Origin of the sequence: Fertoeibacter niger, assembly GCF_009380135.2 — a bacterium.
In the GTDB taxonomy this organism is placed as follows: Bacteria; Pseudomonadota; Alphaproteobacteria; order Rhodobacterales; family Rhodobacteraceae; genus Fertoeibacter; species Fertoeibacter niger.
The window spans coordinates 13,267-29,484 of sequence record NZ_WHUT02000003.1 but is presented as its reverse complement, the minus strand read 5'-3'; the positions used below and the strand labels follow the sequence as shown (position 1 = coordinate 29,484).

Annotated in this window: 15 protein-coding genes and 2 tRNA genes; 9 read left to right on the top strand and 8 right to left on the bottom strand. The window is 63.4% G+C overall.

Annotation, left to right across the window (positions count from 1 at the left end):
• Positions 1-23 precede the first annotated feature (23 nt).
• The 3 genes from GEU84_RS05740 (at position 24) to GEU84_RS05730 (ending at position 3,430) form a co-directional block, all read left to right on the top strand.
• Positions 24-1,097, top strand: a complete 1,074-nt coding sequence (locus tag GEU84_RS05740) for an ABC transporter substrate-binding protein (protein WP_152825032.1) — start codon at positions 24-26, stop codon at positions 1,095-1,097.
• A gap of 61 nt (positions 1,098-1,158) precedes the next feature.
• Positions 1,159-2,433, top strand: a complete 1,275-nt coding sequence (locus tag GEU84_RS05735) for an ABC transporter permease (RefSeq protein WP_152825034.1) — start codon at positions 1,159-1,161, stop codon at positions 2,431-2,433.
• Between the two features lie 85 nt (positions 2,434-2,518).
• Positions 2,519-3,430: an ABC transporter permease gene (locus GEU84_RS05730; protein WP_152825036.1), complete on the top strand. Its 912-nt coding sequence runs from the start codon at positions 2,519-2,521 to the stop codon at positions 3,428-3,430.
• Between the two features lie 54 nt (positions 3,431-3,484).
• On the opposite strand, the gene GEU84_RS05725 is transcribed toward GEU84_RS05730, so the two are convergent.
• The 7 genes from GEU84_RS05725 to GEU84_RS05695 form a co-directional block, all read right to left on the bottom strand.
• Positions 3,485-4,420, bottom strand: a complete 936-nt coding sequence (locus GEU84_RS05725; protein WP_152825038.1) for an AEC family transporter — start codon at positions 4,418-4,420, stop codon at positions 3,485-3,487.
• Positions 4,417-5,217 (bottom strand): MBL fold metallo-hydrolase, encoded by an 801-nt coding sequence (locus GEU84_RS05720; protein ID WP_152825040.1) that lies wholly within the window; start codon positions 5,215-5,217, stop codon positions 4,417-4,419. Before GEU84_RS05720 ends, GEU84_RS05725 begins: the two co-directional genes overlap by 4 nt.
• Complete coding sequence (locus tag GEU84_RS05715; RefSeq protein WP_152825042.1) at positions 5,217-6,053, bottom strand: TatD family hydrolase; 837 nt, start codon at positions 6,051-6,053, stop codon at positions 5,217-5,219. The genes GEU84_RS05720 and GEU84_RS05715 overlap by 1 nt, the downstream gene beginning before the upstream one ends.
• Before the next feature lie 5 nt (positions 6,054-6,058).
• Complete coding sequence (locus tag GEU84_RS05710) at positions 6,059-7,186, bottom strand: DNA polymerase III subunit delta' (RefSeq protein ID WP_152825044.1); 1,128 nt, start codon at positions 7,184-7,186, stop codon at positions 6,059-6,061.
• Positions 7,187-7,189: 3 nt separating this feature from the next.
• Positions 7,190-7,828: a dTMP kinase gene (gene tmk / locus GEU84_RS05705; RefSeq protein ID WP_152825046.1), complete on the bottom strand. Its 639-nt coding sequence runs from the start codon at positions 7,826-7,828 to the stop codon at positions 7,190-7,192.
• A gap of 1 nt (position 7,829) precedes the next feature.
• The gene (locus GEU84_RS05700) at positions 7,830-8,993 is read right to left on the bottom strand and encodes a D-alanyl-D-alanine carboxypeptidase family protein (RefSeq protein ID WP_152825048.1); all 1,164 of its coding nucleotides are present in this window, start codon (positions 8,991-8,993) and stop codon (positions 7,830-7,832) included.
• A gap of 61 nt (positions 8,994-9,054) precedes the next feature.
• The gene (locus tag GEU84_RS05695; RefSeq protein WP_338144762.1) at positions 9,055-9,915 is read right to left on the bottom strand and encodes an SPOR domain-containing protein; all 861 of its coding nucleotides are present in this window, start codon (positions 9,913-9,915) and stop codon (positions 9,055-9,057) included.
• A gap of 288 nt (positions 9,916-10,203) precedes the next feature.
• Here GEU84_RS05695 and GEU84_RS05690 point away from each other — a divergent pair.
• The 3 genes from GEU84_RS05690 (at position 10,204) to GEU84_RS05680 (ending at position 12,547) form a co-directional block, all read left to right on the top strand.
• Positions 10,204-10,293: transfer RNA gene (locus GEU84_RS05690), tRNA-Ser, on the top strand.
• Positions 10,294-10,400: 107 nt separating this feature from the next.
• Entirely contained in the window at positions 10,401-11,777 is a 1,377-nt protein-coding gene (locus GEU84_RS05685) for an aminotransferase family protein (RefSeq protein ID WP_152825052.1), read from the top strand.
• A 695-nt stretch (positions 11,778-12,472) separates the two neighbouring features.
• Positions 12,473-12,547, top strand: a tRNA-Asn gene (locus GEU84_RS05680).
• A gap of 1,014 nt (positions 12,548-13,561) precedes the next feature.
• Here GEU84_RS05680 and GEU84_RS05675 read toward each other — a convergent pair.
• The gene (locus GEU84_RS05675; protein WP_152825054.1) at positions 13,562-13,954 is read right to left on the bottom strand and encodes a hypothetical protein; all 393 of its coding nucleotides are present in this window, start codon (positions 13,952-13,954) and stop codon (positions 13,562-13,564) included.
• A gap of 149 nt (positions 13,955-14,103) precedes the next feature.
• On the opposite strand from GEU84_RS05675, the gene GEU84_RS05670 reads away from it, so the two are divergent.
• The 3 genes from GEU84_RS05670 (at position 14,104) to GEU84_RS05660 (ending at position 16,063) form a co-directional block, all read left to right on the top strand.
• Positions 14,104-14,748 (top strand): hypothetical protein, encoded by a 645-nt coding sequence (locus GEU84_RS05670; protein ID WP_152825056.1) that lies wholly within the window; start codon positions 14,104-14,106, stop codon positions 14,746-14,748.
• Positions 14,736-15,032 (top strand): hypothetical protein, encoded by a 297-nt coding sequence (locus tag GEU84_RS05665; protein ID WP_152825058.1) that lies wholly within the window; start codon positions 14,736-14,738, stop codon positions 15,030-15,032. Before GEU84_RS05670 ends, GEU84_RS05665 begins: the two co-directional genes overlap by 13 nt.
• 83 nt (positions 15,033-15,115) lie before the next feature.
• The gene (locus GEU84_RS05660; protein ID WP_152825060.1) at positions 15,116-16,063 is read left to right on the top strand and encodes a DUF4238 domain-containing protein; all 948 of its coding nucleotides are present in this window, start codon (positions 15,116-15,118) and stop codon (positions 16,061-16,063) included.
• Positions 16,064-16,218 lie beyond the last annotated feature (155 nt).

The following is a 16,218-nucleotide window of genomic DNA, read 5'->3' as shown; positions in this document are numbered from 1 at the left end:
AAATTCAACCAGGGAGCCTGACAATGAAAAAACTGCTTGCCTTGACCACCGCCCTTACGGCTGTGGCCTTTACCGCCCAGGCGGATGTTACCGTGATGTCGTGGGGCGGCGCCTATGGCGAGGCCCAGACCAATGCCCACCTGATTCCCTTCACCGCGAAGACCGGCATCAAGACCGTGATGGTTGACAGCGACAACCCCGCCACGCCGATCAAGGCGATGGTCGAGGCCAACAACGTGACCATCGACGTGGCCTCGCTGGAATATGCCGATGCGATCCGCCTTTGCGACGAGGGCCTGCTGGAGCCGATCGACCCGGCCATCCTGCCCGCCGGTGCCGATGGCACGCCCGCGACCGATGACTTCCTGCCGGGCGCCATCACCGATTGCGCGGTGTCCACCGACATCTGGTCGAACATCTTTGCCTATGACTCGTCCAAGCTGACCGGCACGGTGCCCACCACCGCCGCCGATTTCTTTGATCTTGAAAAATTCCCCGGAAAGCGCGGCATGCGCAAAGGCGCGAAGGCCGTGCTGGAATTCGCGCTGATGGCCGATGGCGTGGCCCCGGCCGATGTCTATGCGACGCTGGACACGCCCGAGGGGCTGGACCGCGCCTTTGCCAAGCTTGATACGATCAAGTCCGACGTGGTCTGGTGGGAAGCGGGCGCACAGCCGCCGCAACTGCTGGCCGATGGCGAGGTGGTGATGACCACCGCCTACAACGGCCGGATCTTCAACGCCGCGATTGGCGAGGGCAAACCCTTCACCATCGTCTGGGACGGCCAGCTTTACGAAAACGAGATGTATGCCATCCCGAAAGGCGCCCCCAACAAGGATCAGGCGCTGGAATTCATCGCCTATGCCACCTCGACCGAAGGGCTTCAGGCCCAGGCCCAGCAGATCAGCTATGGCCCGGCCCGCAAATCGGCCAACGCGACCGAGATCATCTTCAAGGATGGCAAGACCGTGATGGGCCCGAACCTGCCCACCGCGCCGGAAAACCTGGCCAATGCGCTGGAAACCTCGTCGGATTTCTGGGTCGACAATGACTCGGAACTGAACGAGCGGTTCAACGCCTGGCTCACCGCCAACTGATGCCTCTGGCGGCGCGCAGGGTTGCACATGCGCGCCGCCGCATACTGACCAAAGGGGCAGCATGGCCGATATGACCGCCGACCACATGCCGCAGGCCGCGGCGAAACTGACAACGGCCGATGGCCGCCCGCTGAAGGCCGCGCTGGCGCGTGCGCAATCCAGCGCCCGGCGCCGCGCCTTTCTGCTGGTGCTGCCGCTTCTGGCCTTCGTGCTGCTGACCTTCATCCTGCCCATCGGCCAGATGCTGCACCGCTCGGTGCACAACAACGGCTTTTCGGCGAACATGCCGCTGATGACCCAGTGGTTTGCCGACAACCCCATCGGCACCCAGCCCGACGAGGCCGCCTTTGCCGCGCTGGCCACCGACATAAAGGCGGCAGCCGTAGCGCGCACCATCGGCATCGTCGGTACGCGGGTGAATTACGAACTCTCGGGCACCCGCTCGCTGTTCACCGCGACGGGCCGCAAGGCGGATGATCTGGCCCCGCCCTATCAGGCGGCACTGGTGGCCGCAGATGAACAATGGGCCGACCCCGTGCTCTGGGCCACGATGCGCCAGGTGGCGCGTGCCTATTCGCCCAACTTCTTTCTCGCCGCCGTCGATCTGGCGCGTGACACCGACGGCAGCATCATCCGCGCACCCGAAGACCGCCGCGTTTATGTCATGCTGTTCATCCGCACCTTCGTGCTGGCCGCGCTGATCACCGTCTGCTGCCTCATCCTGGGCTTTCCCATCGCGCATCTGCTGGCCACGCTGCCGTTGCGCTGGTCCAACCTCTTGATGATCCTGGTGCTGTTGCCGTTCTGGACGTCGCTACTGGTGCGCACGACAAGCTGGATCGTGCTGTTGCAGGGGCAGGGGGTGGTGAACAACACGCTGGTCGCCACCGGCATCCTGACCGACGACACACGCATCCAGATGATCTACAATCAGGCGGGCACGATCATCGCCATGACGCATATCCTGCTGCCCTTCATGATCCTGCCGCTCTATTCCGTGATGCGCCCGATCCCGCCCTCCTACGTCCGCGCCGCGCGCAGCCTGGGGGCAACCAGTTGGACAGCCTTCCGCCGCATCTACCTGCCGCAGACCCTCCCGGGCATCGGCGCGGGGGCGCTTTTGGTATTCATCCTGGGCGTGGGCTATTACATCACCCCGGCACTGGTCGGCGGGGCCTCGGGCCAGCTCATCTCCAACCTCATCGCCTTCCACATGCAGGACAGTCTGAACTGGTCGCTGGCTGCGGCGCTTGCGGCCGTGCTTCTGGCCTGTGTGCTGCTGCTTTACTGGCTTTATGACCGCCTGATCGGCATCGACAACCTGAAGCTGGGCTGAAGCCCGTTTTCATTTTCTGTCTCTAAATATCCCCGGGGGTCCGGGGGCAGGCAGCCCCCGGCGCTGACAACAGGAGCACCCTCAGATGGCCCTTCCCAGCTATGCAAGCCCCCTCGAACGCCTCTGGCGCTATACCTATCTGCTGATCTGCACGGCCATCTTCATCTTTCTCATCGCGCCGATCCTGATCGTGATCCCGCTCAGCTTCAACGCCGAGCCCTATTTCACCTTCACCGAAAAGATGCTGGCCTTCGACCCCGAGGGTTATTCGCTGCGCTGGTATGACATCCTGCTGACCTTCGGCATGGCCGCCCCCGAGGCGGCGCGCGACGGGGCGTGGTGGGCCGATGTCTGGGAAAACGCGACCTGGGTGCAGGTCGCCAAGAATTCGGCCATTGTGGGCGTGTTTTCCACCCTGCTGGCCACGGTGCTGGGCACGATTGCAGCACTTGGCCTCAGCCGCCCGGAAATGCCCTATCGGCGGGCGATCATGGCGGTGCTGATCTCGCCCATGATCGTGCCGATCATCATCACGGCCACCGGGCTGTTCTTCTTCTACTCCTCCACCGGGCTTTCCGGCTCTTACGCCGGGGTTGTGCTTGCGCATGCCACGCTGGGCATTCCCTTTGTCATCATCACCGTCACCGCCACGCTGATCGGATTCGACCGTTCGCTGAGCCGGGCCGCGGCATCGCTGGGGGCCAGCCCCACCACATCGTTCTTCAAGATCACCATGCCGCTGATCATGCCGGGCGTGGTGTCGGGTGCGCTGTTTGCCTTTGTCACCTCGTTTGACGAGGTGGTGGTGGTGCTGTTCGTGGCGGCACATGACCAGCAGACCATTCCGCGCCAGATGTGGAACGGCATCCGCGAACAGATCAGCCCGGCGATATTGTCGGTGGCAACGATCCTTGTGGTGATTTCCATCGCGCTGCTGGCCATGGTGGAAATCCTGCGGCGGCGGTCGGAAAAGCTGCGCGGGGTTACGCCCTACTGACCGTCATCGGCAGGGCTGGCCCGCACTGTCGCCCGCAAGGGCGGAAAAGCGGCCTCAGGGCAAGATCGCCAGCCACAGCCAGACGGTGACAATCGACCCGGCAGTCGCCAGCAGCACGGATGAGGCCGCCACCCGTTTGGCCACGCCATACATGTTGGCAAACAGATAGGCATTCACCCCCGGTGCCATCGCGCCGGTGACGACAGCCGAGCGCAACTGCGCCGTCGTCAGATCCAGCGCCAGCGCAAGGCCGAAGGTGATGGCCGGATGCAGGATCAGCGATATGGCGCAGACCATGGCGATGGTTTTCATGTCGCCCTCGGGGCGATAGCGGAACAGCACACCGCCCAGCCCGAACAGCGCGGTGGGCAGCGCCGCGCGCACCATCATGTCCAGCGCCGCCGTGAACACCTCGGGCTGCGGGATGCCGCCCAGGTTGACGATGAACCCCGCCGTGATGCCGATGACCAAGGGCTGCGTGAAGATCGCCCGCAGCACCTGTGCCGCCAGTTTCGGGGCCGAATGGCCCAGACCCCGGCTGCGGACCAGTTCCATCACCGTGATGCCAAAGCCGTAAAGCAGCGGTGAATGCAGCGCGATGATGGTGAAGTTGCCCGCCAGCGCATCGGCACCGTAAGCCCGCTCCATGATCGGCAGGCCCAGAAGCAGCGAGTTCGAGAACAGACAGCAGAACCCGATGGCCACCGCATCCTGCACCGGGCGGCCAAAAATCAGCCGCGCACCCAGATAGCCCGCGCCGAACCCCGCAAAGGCCCCGGCGTAAAACGCGGTGAACAGCCCCAGATCAAACTGCGCGGCGATGTCCAGCCCGGCGATGCTGCGGAACAAAAGGCAGGGCACGGCAAAGTTCTGCGCGAAACGCATCACGCCATCGACCGCGCTTTCGTTGAACAATCCTGCGCGGGCGGCGGCATAGCCGAACCCGATCACCAGAAACACTGGCAGGATCACATCCAGCAGCGCGGTCATTCCGCTGCGATCTCGATCACCATGCCGTCAAAGGCGGGGCAGATATGGCCCGGCAGTTCGGCGGCCAGAATGTCATGGTCCAGATCGACATGCATGTTGGTCAGCACGGCGCGGGCGGGCGCGGCGCGGGCGATCCAGTCCAGCGTCAGGGCCAGATGGGCATGGGTGGGGTGGGGCTTGCGGCGCAGGGCATCCACCACCCAGACCTCCAGCCCTTCCAGCACGCCCCATGTATCCGCCGGAATGGCCACCGCATCGGGCAGATAGGCCAGCCCCCCGATGCGGAACCCCAGCGCATCCATCGTGCCGTGGTCGGCGGCAAAGGGCACCAGCATGACCGGCCCGCCCGCCCCGGTGATGGTGAAGGGGCCGTCGATCGTGTTCAGGTCCAGAATGGGCGGATAGGGAGAGCCTGCGGGCTGCACGAAGGCATAGGCGAACCGTGCCAGCAGCGATTCCTGCGTGGGGCCATCGGCCCAGACGGCCAGACGCGCGCGCATGTTGAACACGATCTGGCGCAGGTCGTCGATGCCATGCACATGGTCGGCATGGGCATGGGTCCAGGCCACGGCGTCCAGCGTGCCCACGCCTGCATCCAGCAATTGCTCGCGCATGTCGGGGGCGGTGTCGATCAGCACGCGGGTGATGCCTTCGGCCCCGATGCGTTCCACCAGCAACGAGCAGCGGCGGCGGCGGTTTTTCGGGTTGGCGGGGTCGCAATCGCCCCAGTCGCCGCCCAGTCGCGGCACGCCGCCCGATGATCCGCATCCGAGGATGGTAAAGCGCAGCCGGTCCATCACGCCGCACCGGCTTCTTGCGTCTGCAAGCCGGGGGTGGGCGACATGCGCGCCTTCCAGAACAACCGGTCGAAATTCGCCGTGGTGGCTGCGGCGAAATCTGCCAGCGGGAGGCCAAACACATCCGCCCCGGTTTTCGCGGTAAAGGCGGTATAGGCCGGTTCATTCCTGCGCCCCCGGTGCGGCGGCGGTGCCAGATAGGGGCTGTCGGTTTCCAGCAGAATCCGGTCCAGCGGGGCGGCGGCAAAGATCGCCCGCAGATCGGAGGATTTCGGAAAGGCCGCGATGCCGGACATCGACAGATAGAACCCCAGATCCAGCGCGGCCTCGGCCAGTTCCGGCCCGGATGAAAAGCAATGCATGACGCAGCTATAGGCCCCGGCGCGGTATTCGGCGGTCAGGATGCGGGCCATGTCGTCATCCGCAGCGCGGGCGTGGATGATCAGCGGCAGGCCGGTCTGCCGGGCCGCCTCGATATGGATAGCGAGGCTTTCCTGCTGCACGGCCTTCGTTTCGGCGGTGTAGTGGTAATCCAGCCCCGTTTCGCCGATGCCCACGAATTTCGGATGCCGCGCCAGCGCCACCAGATGATCGACGCTCAGCAGCGGGTCTTCGGCGGCGCGCATCGGGTGGGTGCCTGCGGCATAGAACACCGCAGGGTTCGCCTCGGCCATGGCGCGCACGCGCGGCTCGTTGTCAGGCCTTGTGCAGATCGTGACCATGCGGCTGACGCCCGCCGCTTGCGCCCGGGCCAGGATGTCGGGCAGTTCGCCGTCGAAGTCGGGAAAGTCCAGATGGCAATGGCTGTCGACAATCTCGGGGGGTGCTGCGGTCATGGGGATCACCTTGGGGCGAGGCTTCCCGCCGTCTCGTCGATTTTCAGAACCATATCCATGAGAAGGGCGGCAGGGTCAAGGTTCACCGCCTTGCCGCGCCGGGCGCGGATGCCCAGCGTCTGCGCGAGTTCCGCCCAGATGCGTGCCGCCTGCGGATCGGGCGACAGCCGGGCGATCAGCGCCGCCTCGCCCGGTGCCGCCTCGGGCGGGCAATGGCCAAGGGTGCCCGCCCGCGCCAGCCGGGCCAGAAACAGGTCAAGCAGCGTCAGGATCAGGTCGAACCGCGCGTCATTGCCGCGCCCGCTGCCCGCCTCGGCCAAGGTCAGCAGGCGCGAACGGTCCAGACGGGGCAGGGTGGCGAACAGATCGACCAGCGAACGATACAGCGCCAGCCCGTCCAGATTGGCCAGCCGCAGCGCCGCACCCACCGACCCGCCCGCAAGTTCGGCCAGCGCGTCAGGCGCATCTGTCTCGGCCCCGGCCATCGCCATCGCCGCCGCCATGTCCTCTGCGGCCAAAGGCCCCAGCCGCAATTCGCGGCAGCGTGAGCGGATGGTAGGCAGCAGGCGAAACGGCTGGTGGCTGACCAGCAGGAATGTGACACCCGCAGGCGGTTCTTCCAGCAGTTTCAACAGGGCATTGGCCGAACTGGGCGGCATCTCGTCCACCGCGTCGATGATCGCGGCACGGCGGCCACCATCTGCCGCCGACAGGTTGAAGAACGCCTTCATCCTGCGCACCTCGTCCACGCGGATGTCATCCGACAGGCCCGTGCCCGTGCCATTCATGCCCCGCCGCAGCAGGAACAGCCGCCCTTCGGACAGTGCGGCCATGCGGCGGGCAACGGGGTGGCTGGCGGGAATGTCCAGCGTGGCGGGTGGGGGCGGGGCGAACATGCCGCCGTCATCGTCCGGCGTGGCCAAAAGGAAACGCGCGATTTTCCAGGCCAGCGTGGCCTTGCCCACGCCGCGCGGCCCGCTGATCAGCCAGCCGTGATGCGGCCGGCCGGCATTGAACGCCTCCAGAAACGTGGCTTCTGCCGCCGCATGGCCGATCAGGGTCTGGGTTTCGCGCGGGTGCGGCGCACCTTCGACCCGGTCGGGTTCGGGCAGATCCTCGGGGGCCAGTGCCATGGCCTAGGCCCCCAGCCGGGCCAGCGCGCGGGCCAGCACATCGGCGGCCACCGCGCCGGGCGCGCCTGCGCCGTCGATCACGCAGAACCGGGGGGCCCCGGCCGCCAGCGCAAGAAAGCCGGTGCGCATCTGCGTTTGCAGGGCAAGGCCCATATCCTCGAACCGCTGCTCGGCGGTGTTGCGGCCCAGTGCGCGGGCCAGACCCACCTCGGGCGCGATGTCGATCAGGAATGTCAGGTCAGGCTCCATCCCGATCATCATGGCATGCAGCTGGTCCACCATACCGCGCAGGTCGCCCCGGCTGATGCCCTGATACATCCGCGTGCTGTCGGCGAAACGGTCGGTGATCACCACAGCGCCCCGGTCCAAGGCGGGCCGGATGGTCTTTTCCAGATGGTCGCGGCGCGCGGCGGTGAACAGCAAGAGTTCGGTTTCGGCTGACCAGCGGTCGGGGTCGCCCTCCAGCACCAGACGGCGGATATCCTCGGCCCCCGGGCTGCCGCCGGGTTCGCGCGTCAGCACCACGTCACGGCCCGCCGCACGCAGGCTGTCGGCCAAGAGCCGCGCCTGCGTCGATTTGCCAGACCCGTCGATGCCTTCAAAGCTGATGAACAGCCCCGTGCCCCCTGCCAGCCCGGCCATGTCAGGAGGCCGGAGCCTCTTCTGCCCCGCCCTCGTCACCCAGAACCTGCCCGTAAAGCGCGGATGCCGCCGTGCCGATGCGGGTAAAGAACCCGCCGCGTGCCACAGCCGTTTCAGCCACCAGCGGAATGCGGGCGTCGGGCAGGTCTGGCACATGGATCACCAGTTCCGCCAGTTGCTGCCCCGCCGCGATCGGGGCGGCAAACGGCCCGGTATAGATCACCTCGGCGGTCATGCCTTCCTGCACCAGCGCGGGCACCAGCAGGCGCGCGTCGGCGGCGGGCACCAAGCCCACGGTGCGGGCGGCGCCCATCCAGACCTCGGCCTCGGCCACGCGCACGCCTGCCTTGGCCACTGTTTTCTGCACGAATTGCCGAAAGGCCCAGTTCACGATCTGCTCGGCCTCTTCGGCGCGCTGCTTTTCGGTGGCCAGCCCGGTGATGACAAAGATTACCCGCCGGTCGCCCTGTTTCGCCGACCCGACAAGGCCATAGCCCGCCTCTTGCGTGTGGCCGGTTTTCAGCCCGTCGGCGCCGATGCCCAAGCCCAGCAGCGGGTTGCGGTTGAAGCGGTTGTCGGGTGCGCGGTTGTCAAAGGGAAATTCGGTTTCCGCGAAATGCCCGTAATGTTCGGGAAACTCCTCGATCAGGCGGCGGGCCAGAATGCCCAGATCCTTCATGCTCATCCGGTGGTCCGGATGCGGCCAGCCCGAAGAATTGGCGAAAACCGAGTTTTCCATGCCCAGCGCACGCGCGCGTTCGGTCATCTGGCGCGAAAACGCCTCTTCCGTGCCGGCCAGACCCTCGGCCACCACCACGCAGGCGTCATTGCCCGAATTGATGATGATGCCCTTGATCAGATCCAGCACGGTGGGGCGGTCACGTTCGTTCAGGAACATGGTCGATCCGCCCATCTCCCGCGCCTTGGTGGAAACGCCAAAGGTGGTGTCCAGCGTCACCCGCCCGTCGCGCAGCGCCTCGAACAGCATGTTCAGCGTCATCAGCTTCGACATCGACGCGGGCGGCAGCGGCTGATCGGCGTTCTTGTCCATCAGCACGGTATGGGTGGTCACATCATAGACCCAGGCGGCACTGGCGCTGGTGTCAAAGGCCTGAGCGGGCAGGGCTGCCAGCAGGGCGAGGGCAAGGCTGAGACGGTGCAGCATGCGATTGCGTCCTTGTCGTTGTGGCCGGGGCAGGGGGAGGTGCCCGGCAGACAACCCGGAATTACCGGGTGAGATAGGCATCGGCAAAGCCTGCGGCCTTGACCTTTGCCAGTGTGGCGGCGGAATCGGCGCCGCCCCGGGCGACCACGCTCCAGAAGGCTTTGCCCTGGCTGGTTTCCTGCCGCTTTTCGGCCGGAACGCCTGCGGCGGTCAATGTGGCGGCGGCACGGTCGGCATTCGCCTCGACCGAGAAGATGCCGATCTGGATCAGGCGGCCACCGCTGGCCGCCGTGGGCGCGGGGGCAGGGGCAGGGGCGGGGGGTGGCACCGCCGCCTCGACCTCATCCAAAGCGGCTTCGGCCACGGCAACCGGGGCCAGCGCGCTGGTTTCCACGGTTTCGGCCGCATCCAGGATGGGGCTGTTGGCATCGGGGCCCGTATCGGCCACTTCTTCGCGCCGCAGGGCGGTGACATTCAGCGTGGCGGGTGCACCCGCCAGCATCCCCAGCGCCGCCGCCGCATCGGATGAGATTTGCAGCTTTGGCCCCGGGTTTTCGCGCTCGCGCCGGAACAGCGCGCCGATCACGAATTTGCCGTTGCCGGGGTTGCGCAGGATCACCCGTTCCGGGTCAACCGCATCGGGCGAGGCCACCCAGACACCACCCAGCGACGGGCGGCCATCCCACAGCGCCTGATCCGTGACCTGAAACACCTGCGGCGCCTCGACATCGCGGTCCACCAGCCGGACAGAGGTGGATTGCGCCACGGGTGCCGCCTCGGCATCGGCCGGGTTGTCCTTGCGCGCAAAGGGGTTGGTGCCGTTTTCGCAGCCCGCCAGCAGGGCCGCTGCCGCTGCCGTCAGGATGATGTGCCGGATGAAACCCCGCGCGGCCGGTTGCCGCGCCCCGCTGTGATATGCCACGCCTCGCCCCCATGTCGCGCGGATTCTGTGCCACGCTTGTCCTCGGCCACCCCGCCCGGATGCCCTGCTGCCCGCCGCGCGAACGCGGCACTCGGGGCGCATGATAACCGTGATGCGCGTTGCTGGAAAGGGCTGCGGGCGTGGCGCGGGGAAATCGGCAGCCGCCCGCCATCACCTTTCTGTGGGGGCGCGACCGCAAGGTTTTTGCAGACCCGCGCCATGATCCGCCGAATTTCAGGATTGCCCACCCTTTCAGAATCGGAACAGCCCCGCTAAGCCGCTTGTAACGGAGGAGTGGCAGAGCGGTTTATTGCACCGGTCTTGAAAACCGACGTGGGTGCAAGCCCACCGTGGGTTCAAATCCCACCTCCTCCGCCACTTCCCCCCCCACCACCTGCATCTGGCCTTATCGACGCGCGCTCTCTGGCCCTAAGACGCCAAGGCGCTATCCCTGATCATACACAAAACCCTGACAGGAGATCGCCATGGACGGCAACCAGCCCAATGACATCAGCGCCGTGGTGGCCGCCGACCGCGCGCATGTCTGGCACCACATGATCCAGCACAAACCCTTCGAGACGATCGACCCGCGGGTGATTGTCGAGGGCAAAGGCATGCGGGTGTGGGATGCCCGCGGCAAGGAACATCTGGATGCGGTGTCCGGCGGGGTCTGGACGGTGAATGTGGGCTATGGCCGCGTCAGCATCGCCGATGCGGTGCGCGACCAATTGGTGAAGATGTGCTATTTCGCAGGCTCTGCCGGCTCGATCCCCGGGGCGATCTTTGCGCAAAGGCTGATCGAAAAGATGCCGGGCCTCAGCCGCGTCTACTATGCCAACTCAGGCTCCGAGGCGAATGAGAAGGTGTTCAAGATGGTGCGCCAGATCGCGCACCGGCACCATGGCGGCAAAAAGTGGAAGATCCTGTATCGTGAGCGTGATTACCACGGCACCACCATCACGGCGCTTTCAGCAGGCGGCCAGCAGCAGCGTGCGGCACAATATGGCCCGCTGACCCCCGGCTTTGTCGAAGTGCCGCATTGTCTGGAATACCGCCGCCAGTGGGACGGGCCGGATTATGGCATCCGCGCCGCCGATGCGATCGAAGACGTGATCCTGCGCGAGGGCCCCGACACCATTGGTGCGATCTGCCTGGAGCCGGTTACGGCTGGCGGCGGTGTGATCGTGCCACCGCATGGCTATTGGGACCGCGTTCAGGACATCTGCCGCAAATACAACATCCTGATCCATATTGATGAAGTGGTCTGCGGCATGGGCCGCACTGGCGAATGGTTCGGGTATCAGCACTACGGCATAAAGCCCGATTTCGTGACCATGGCCAAGGGCGTGGCCTCGGGTTATGCCGCCATCGCCTGCACGGTGACGACCGAGGCGGTGTTCGACATGTTCAAGGACGATGCCGATGACCCGCTCGGCCATTTCCGCGACATTTCCACCTTTGGCGGCTGCACCGCGGGGCCTGCGGCGGCGCTGGAAAACATGCGCATCATCGAGGATGAGGGCCTGATCGCCAACACCACCGCCATGGGCGCGCGGCTGATGGCCAATCTGGCCGCCTTGCAGGACAAGCATGCCGTCATAGGCGATGTGCGCGGCAAGGGCCTGTTCTGCGGGGCCGAACTGGTGGCGGATCGCGTGACGAAAGAGCCTGCGGCGGAAAAGCAGGTGGCCGCAGTGGTGGCCGACTGCATGGCGCAGGGCGTGATCATCGGCATGATGAACCGCAGCGTGCCGGGGCTGAATTGCGCGCTTTGCCTTGCCCCCGCGCTGATCGCCACGCCCGACGACATCGACCAGATCACCGGGGCAATCGACGGTGCGCTGGGGCGGGTGTTCGGCTAGGCGGCACACCCGGCACGGCCAGATCCAGCCGGTTGCGCCCCAGGGCGCATCCGGCAGCGCATCCGGCATGGCGTTGCAACGGCCTTTCCCGCTGTGGCGACGGGCAGGCCTTCATCTGGCTCTCTGTCTTGCGCGTGGCATGCCTTTTGACCGTCAGGACCGCGAAGCCCCCGGGCAGGTGATGTTAAGCCATCGCAGGCGCGGGCAAGCCAGTGCGGGACGGAATATGCATGACGGGTTCTGCGGCCCGCGTGCCAGGGCCTTGTTCGGCAACACGCCTCGCATCATGCGAACCCGCCGGGCAAACCCCGCACGCACATTGCCCCGCCAGTCCGCTGATTGAACGCATGGCTGCCCGCCATTGCGCCGTCACAGCGCGGCAGAAGGGCAGGGCATGCGTGATGCCACGATTTCGCCCCGGCTCAAAGACGCCGCATCTTCCCCTGCCGCGGAACTGGCAGGCGCGTGCCATTACCGGCGCGGGAAAGCCGTGCGACCCGCGCTCCACCTGCGACCCTGTGCTGCCGCAACCGTGGCGCGCCGTTTCAGTCACCACCGCGAAGCAAACGGCGCTCGCTGTCACACAGGACGCGCGCACGCCGCTGCATCCCGCCTTTCCGCCCCGTCCCGTCCGTCATTTTTCTGACATTAGCCTCTGGACGCCCCCCAAACCCCCCGCTATAAAGCCCCCGTGTTCCGGCGTAGCTCAGCGGTAGAGCAGTTGACTGTTAATCAATTGGTCGTAGGTTCGATCCCTACCGCCGGAGCCAGAAATCTCAAAAGATTTCAATGAGTTACAGGGGAGGCAGCAACGCCACCCCGTATCATTTCTGCGACGGTCAGACATATAGCAGACATTTTGCGATTTCCACAGTGGCGCGCGTCAGGTTCGCAGACAGCCCGCAAGGCGCTGATCTGGCTGTATAATCCTGCAACGATGGAAATCCCGACCGAAAATCTGGCGCAAGCATAGAGCGTCAGGCTTCCCTCGGTAGGACCCCACCCTCTATCTGTATAGGGGGACAAACTCCCATCGTCCCCGAACCCGGTCACACAGCCCTCTCGTCCAGCATCATGCCGCATGGCCGATGACGGCGACGAGCAGACACGATGAACCACGGAATCAGACAGCACAGACTGATACCGGGATCACGGCGTGGCTGTCGTGCAGACGACGCACGATACGCGACACCCCTCAACACGCACGCAAAACCACGTCACAGCGCACGATGCCCCCGAACTCGACACGTCCCCTCATCGAACGCACGCCCCCCCCTCGCCCCTCAATAACCACATGGGGCCGCACGGGCCGGGCTGTCAAAGGGCGATGACGGACGAACCAGCTCCTCCACCCCCTTGTTACGCTCTGTCATGGAGGTATGATCGAAGCATAACAGAAAATTCCGATTTGATTTCAACAGTCTGTTACGGTTGTTATAGTGTTATGAAAAACATTGAAGTTTCATTATTTCAAAAGGAAATGTGGGTAAAATATGTATTGATCGCCCATACAGAGAGAAAATGCGTAACACGTAACATTTCGTAGGCAACGCCATGATATTGCAAAAGAAATTTCGTTATGAACTGCGGTGCGCTCCCGTAACACGGGCGTAACGCGGATCATAACATCGGCGCATTCCGCGGCACAGATGGCCGGTTGCTTGCCCAAGAAGAAAGTGAACCCGACTTCTTCGCTATTTTTCGTTAGGTCCAACTTTCGTAGTTCGATAGGGACAAGGAGTCCAAATCGTTGGCAACCCCGAGCCCCCCTGTGGAGATACTCGTCAGGCGCGCGCCAAGTCCTTGAGATTCCGTTGAGAAGTCTCTGCCGCGACTTCCCATGCGGCAGGGTCCATCACAGGGACGAGTAGCAGGCCAGAGGTCTTCACCAGCGCCAGCGCGGCCTGCTTCCGAGCATCATCACGGGCAGAGATCAGTCGGAACAGGCGATCAAACGACTTGGCGGCATGGTCAGACTCTGCGCGGTTGATGTCCTCCATGCCCATGTAGTTTTCAAATTCGGTCTTCAATTCATCCAGCGTCTGACACTCCTGAAACCGAACCGGACGGACTCGCTTCGCCCTTTCAGCAAAAAGAAGTTTGGCAGCGTCAACGTCGCCGCCCTTCGCGCGGAGGGTCAGGCCAACAACAATTCTTTCTTCGTCCTGCTCGTCCATCGCGCCCTCGCGTATTTAATCAGCCCCATTATATGCGCAGATTCAATTCAATCAATCTCACGCAATCTCAATAATCAGGAATACACGAAATTACCGTTTAATTGAGTGACGCGGGAATAATAAAATCAATGCAGTTGAGGGGTTTGAAAATGAGCAAGGGTGTCCCAATAGAGGAATATAGGTTTAAAAGCCTATTGGACCACGCCTCCAAGTTTGGGGCGCTGATGGGCGGCATCCAATGGTATGGCCCCGCGTTGTCCGATACCCTCCCTCAATCGAACTTGCTGCACGGACAGTTCTGGCACTCGACAGCCGACTTTCATGATAGCTTGCAGGAGATGCGCGATTACTGCCGCAAACACCCCGACAATCACGGGCTGGATCACGCCCACGTTTACGCGCTGGACGGACGCGGCGGCGCGATGAAGTTTCATGCCTACCTGTGGACGCCGATCATGGGTGAAGCGATGCAGCCCCTCGATTACGGGCGCGCAGTTGACCCTCACAACCGGGCTTACTCATCCTGCATCCTTGAAACGTTGCTGGCACAGAAGAAGGCTGTCAAAACGTCCACAGTGGTGAAGCGGGCGCTCCCCTTGGCCCTGCAACGGTTGGGCGCAGGGGTCAGCGAGGAGACGCACAACGTCCTGCTGCACAAAGCCTTGACCGTGATGATGAACACCGAATCCCTGATCTACACACGGCGGTTCGACAGCGACCACTCCCCGAGCGGCCAATTCACGATGGTTGAACACCTCGGAATTTATGACAAGGAACCAACATGGCTACTCTGATCCCCCTCGACCTCGCGGCCTTTGAACCCAAGCTGACGCATGAGGCGCAGGAACGCTTTGACCGCTGGCGGGCGATCTATGACGATATGGCCCAACATTGCAGGCAGGCCGGGGATTGGTCATGGGCAGGGGAACTGGTTTACAAGGTCGCATCGGTCAGGCGCATGTGCCGCAAGATGCCACAGCCCGTCAGTCTCGAGCACATGGATATGATCATCGAACTGGTCAACGAACACCACCGCCTCCCCGTCAAGCACAACCCTGTGGTCACCCTGACGGCCTGACTCCGCAACCTTAACTTGCTTGCCAAGCGTTCGCGCCCCGCGCTAGTGGTGGAGGGAGTTTACCCTTCACCATTGGTACGGCATTGGCGACTAAAGCGAACCATCACTACATTCCGCAATTCTATCTTCGGGGTTTCTCTGCTGGCATTGGCCGTCAGGCTCAAGTGTTTGTCTTTGACAGTGATACCAAGAAATCATTTACCACACTGGTTAGAAATATTGGAAGCCGCAGACACTTTAATCGTGTCGAAGCACATGGCGTCGGGCCAAATCACATCGAAGATGCCATGTCGAAAATTGAGGCAGAGATCGCCCCGCACTTACAACAGGTGATTGAGGCACAAGCATTCCCCGGCCCTGAGCACTTCAATTCGATAATGAACCTGATGGCACTTCTATCGGTTCGCAATCCTCGACTTCGGGGAAACATGAGCGATTTCCATAAAGACGTTGTTGAGCGCATTATGGGGCTATCCGTATCGACAAATGATATTTGGGAATCCCAAATAAGGAAGATGCGAGAAAGCGGTGTGCCTGTAAAAGAGGATGTCACATATGACGAAATGAAGCGTTTCCACGAAGAACGAAACTATGAGATCGTCATCGACCAGACCCATCTAATTACCCTTGAACTTAAGATGGTTGAACCGGTGTTGGAACAGCTTTCTCGTCGCAGCTGGTGCTTTGCTCGCGCGCCGAAGGGCCATCAGTTCATAACCTGTGACGATCCAACGGTGTTAAGTTGGACTGACAAGGTGAAGCAGCCGAACCCTTGGTCTCCGGGTCATGGCTTGCAGAACACCATCGTGATGTTCACGCTATCCCCGGAACTGGCACTTGTCGGGCTATTTGAGGACCTGCCCCAACGGTCGGACTATCGCCCTGAACAAGTCGTCGCCCTTAACACGGCTGTTGCGCGTCACTCGCGCAACCAGATCTATGCCAGAGACGGGGGCTTCATGTTGCACCTCAAGGATGGGCAGTTTGTGCGGAGTGACGAACTCACTCGCGTGTTCTTGGGGCGCGGATGATACCCTGCCGCTCACAGCCGCCGAAAAACCGCTCTCACACGCGCTGTCTGCGTTCACGCGTGTCCTTGCTGCAAAAGCCCGTAACGCTGCTGTGATACAGGTCACAGCAAGCGCACGGGCGGCATGGGCGACGTCAGCCACACCGTCGCCCCCTT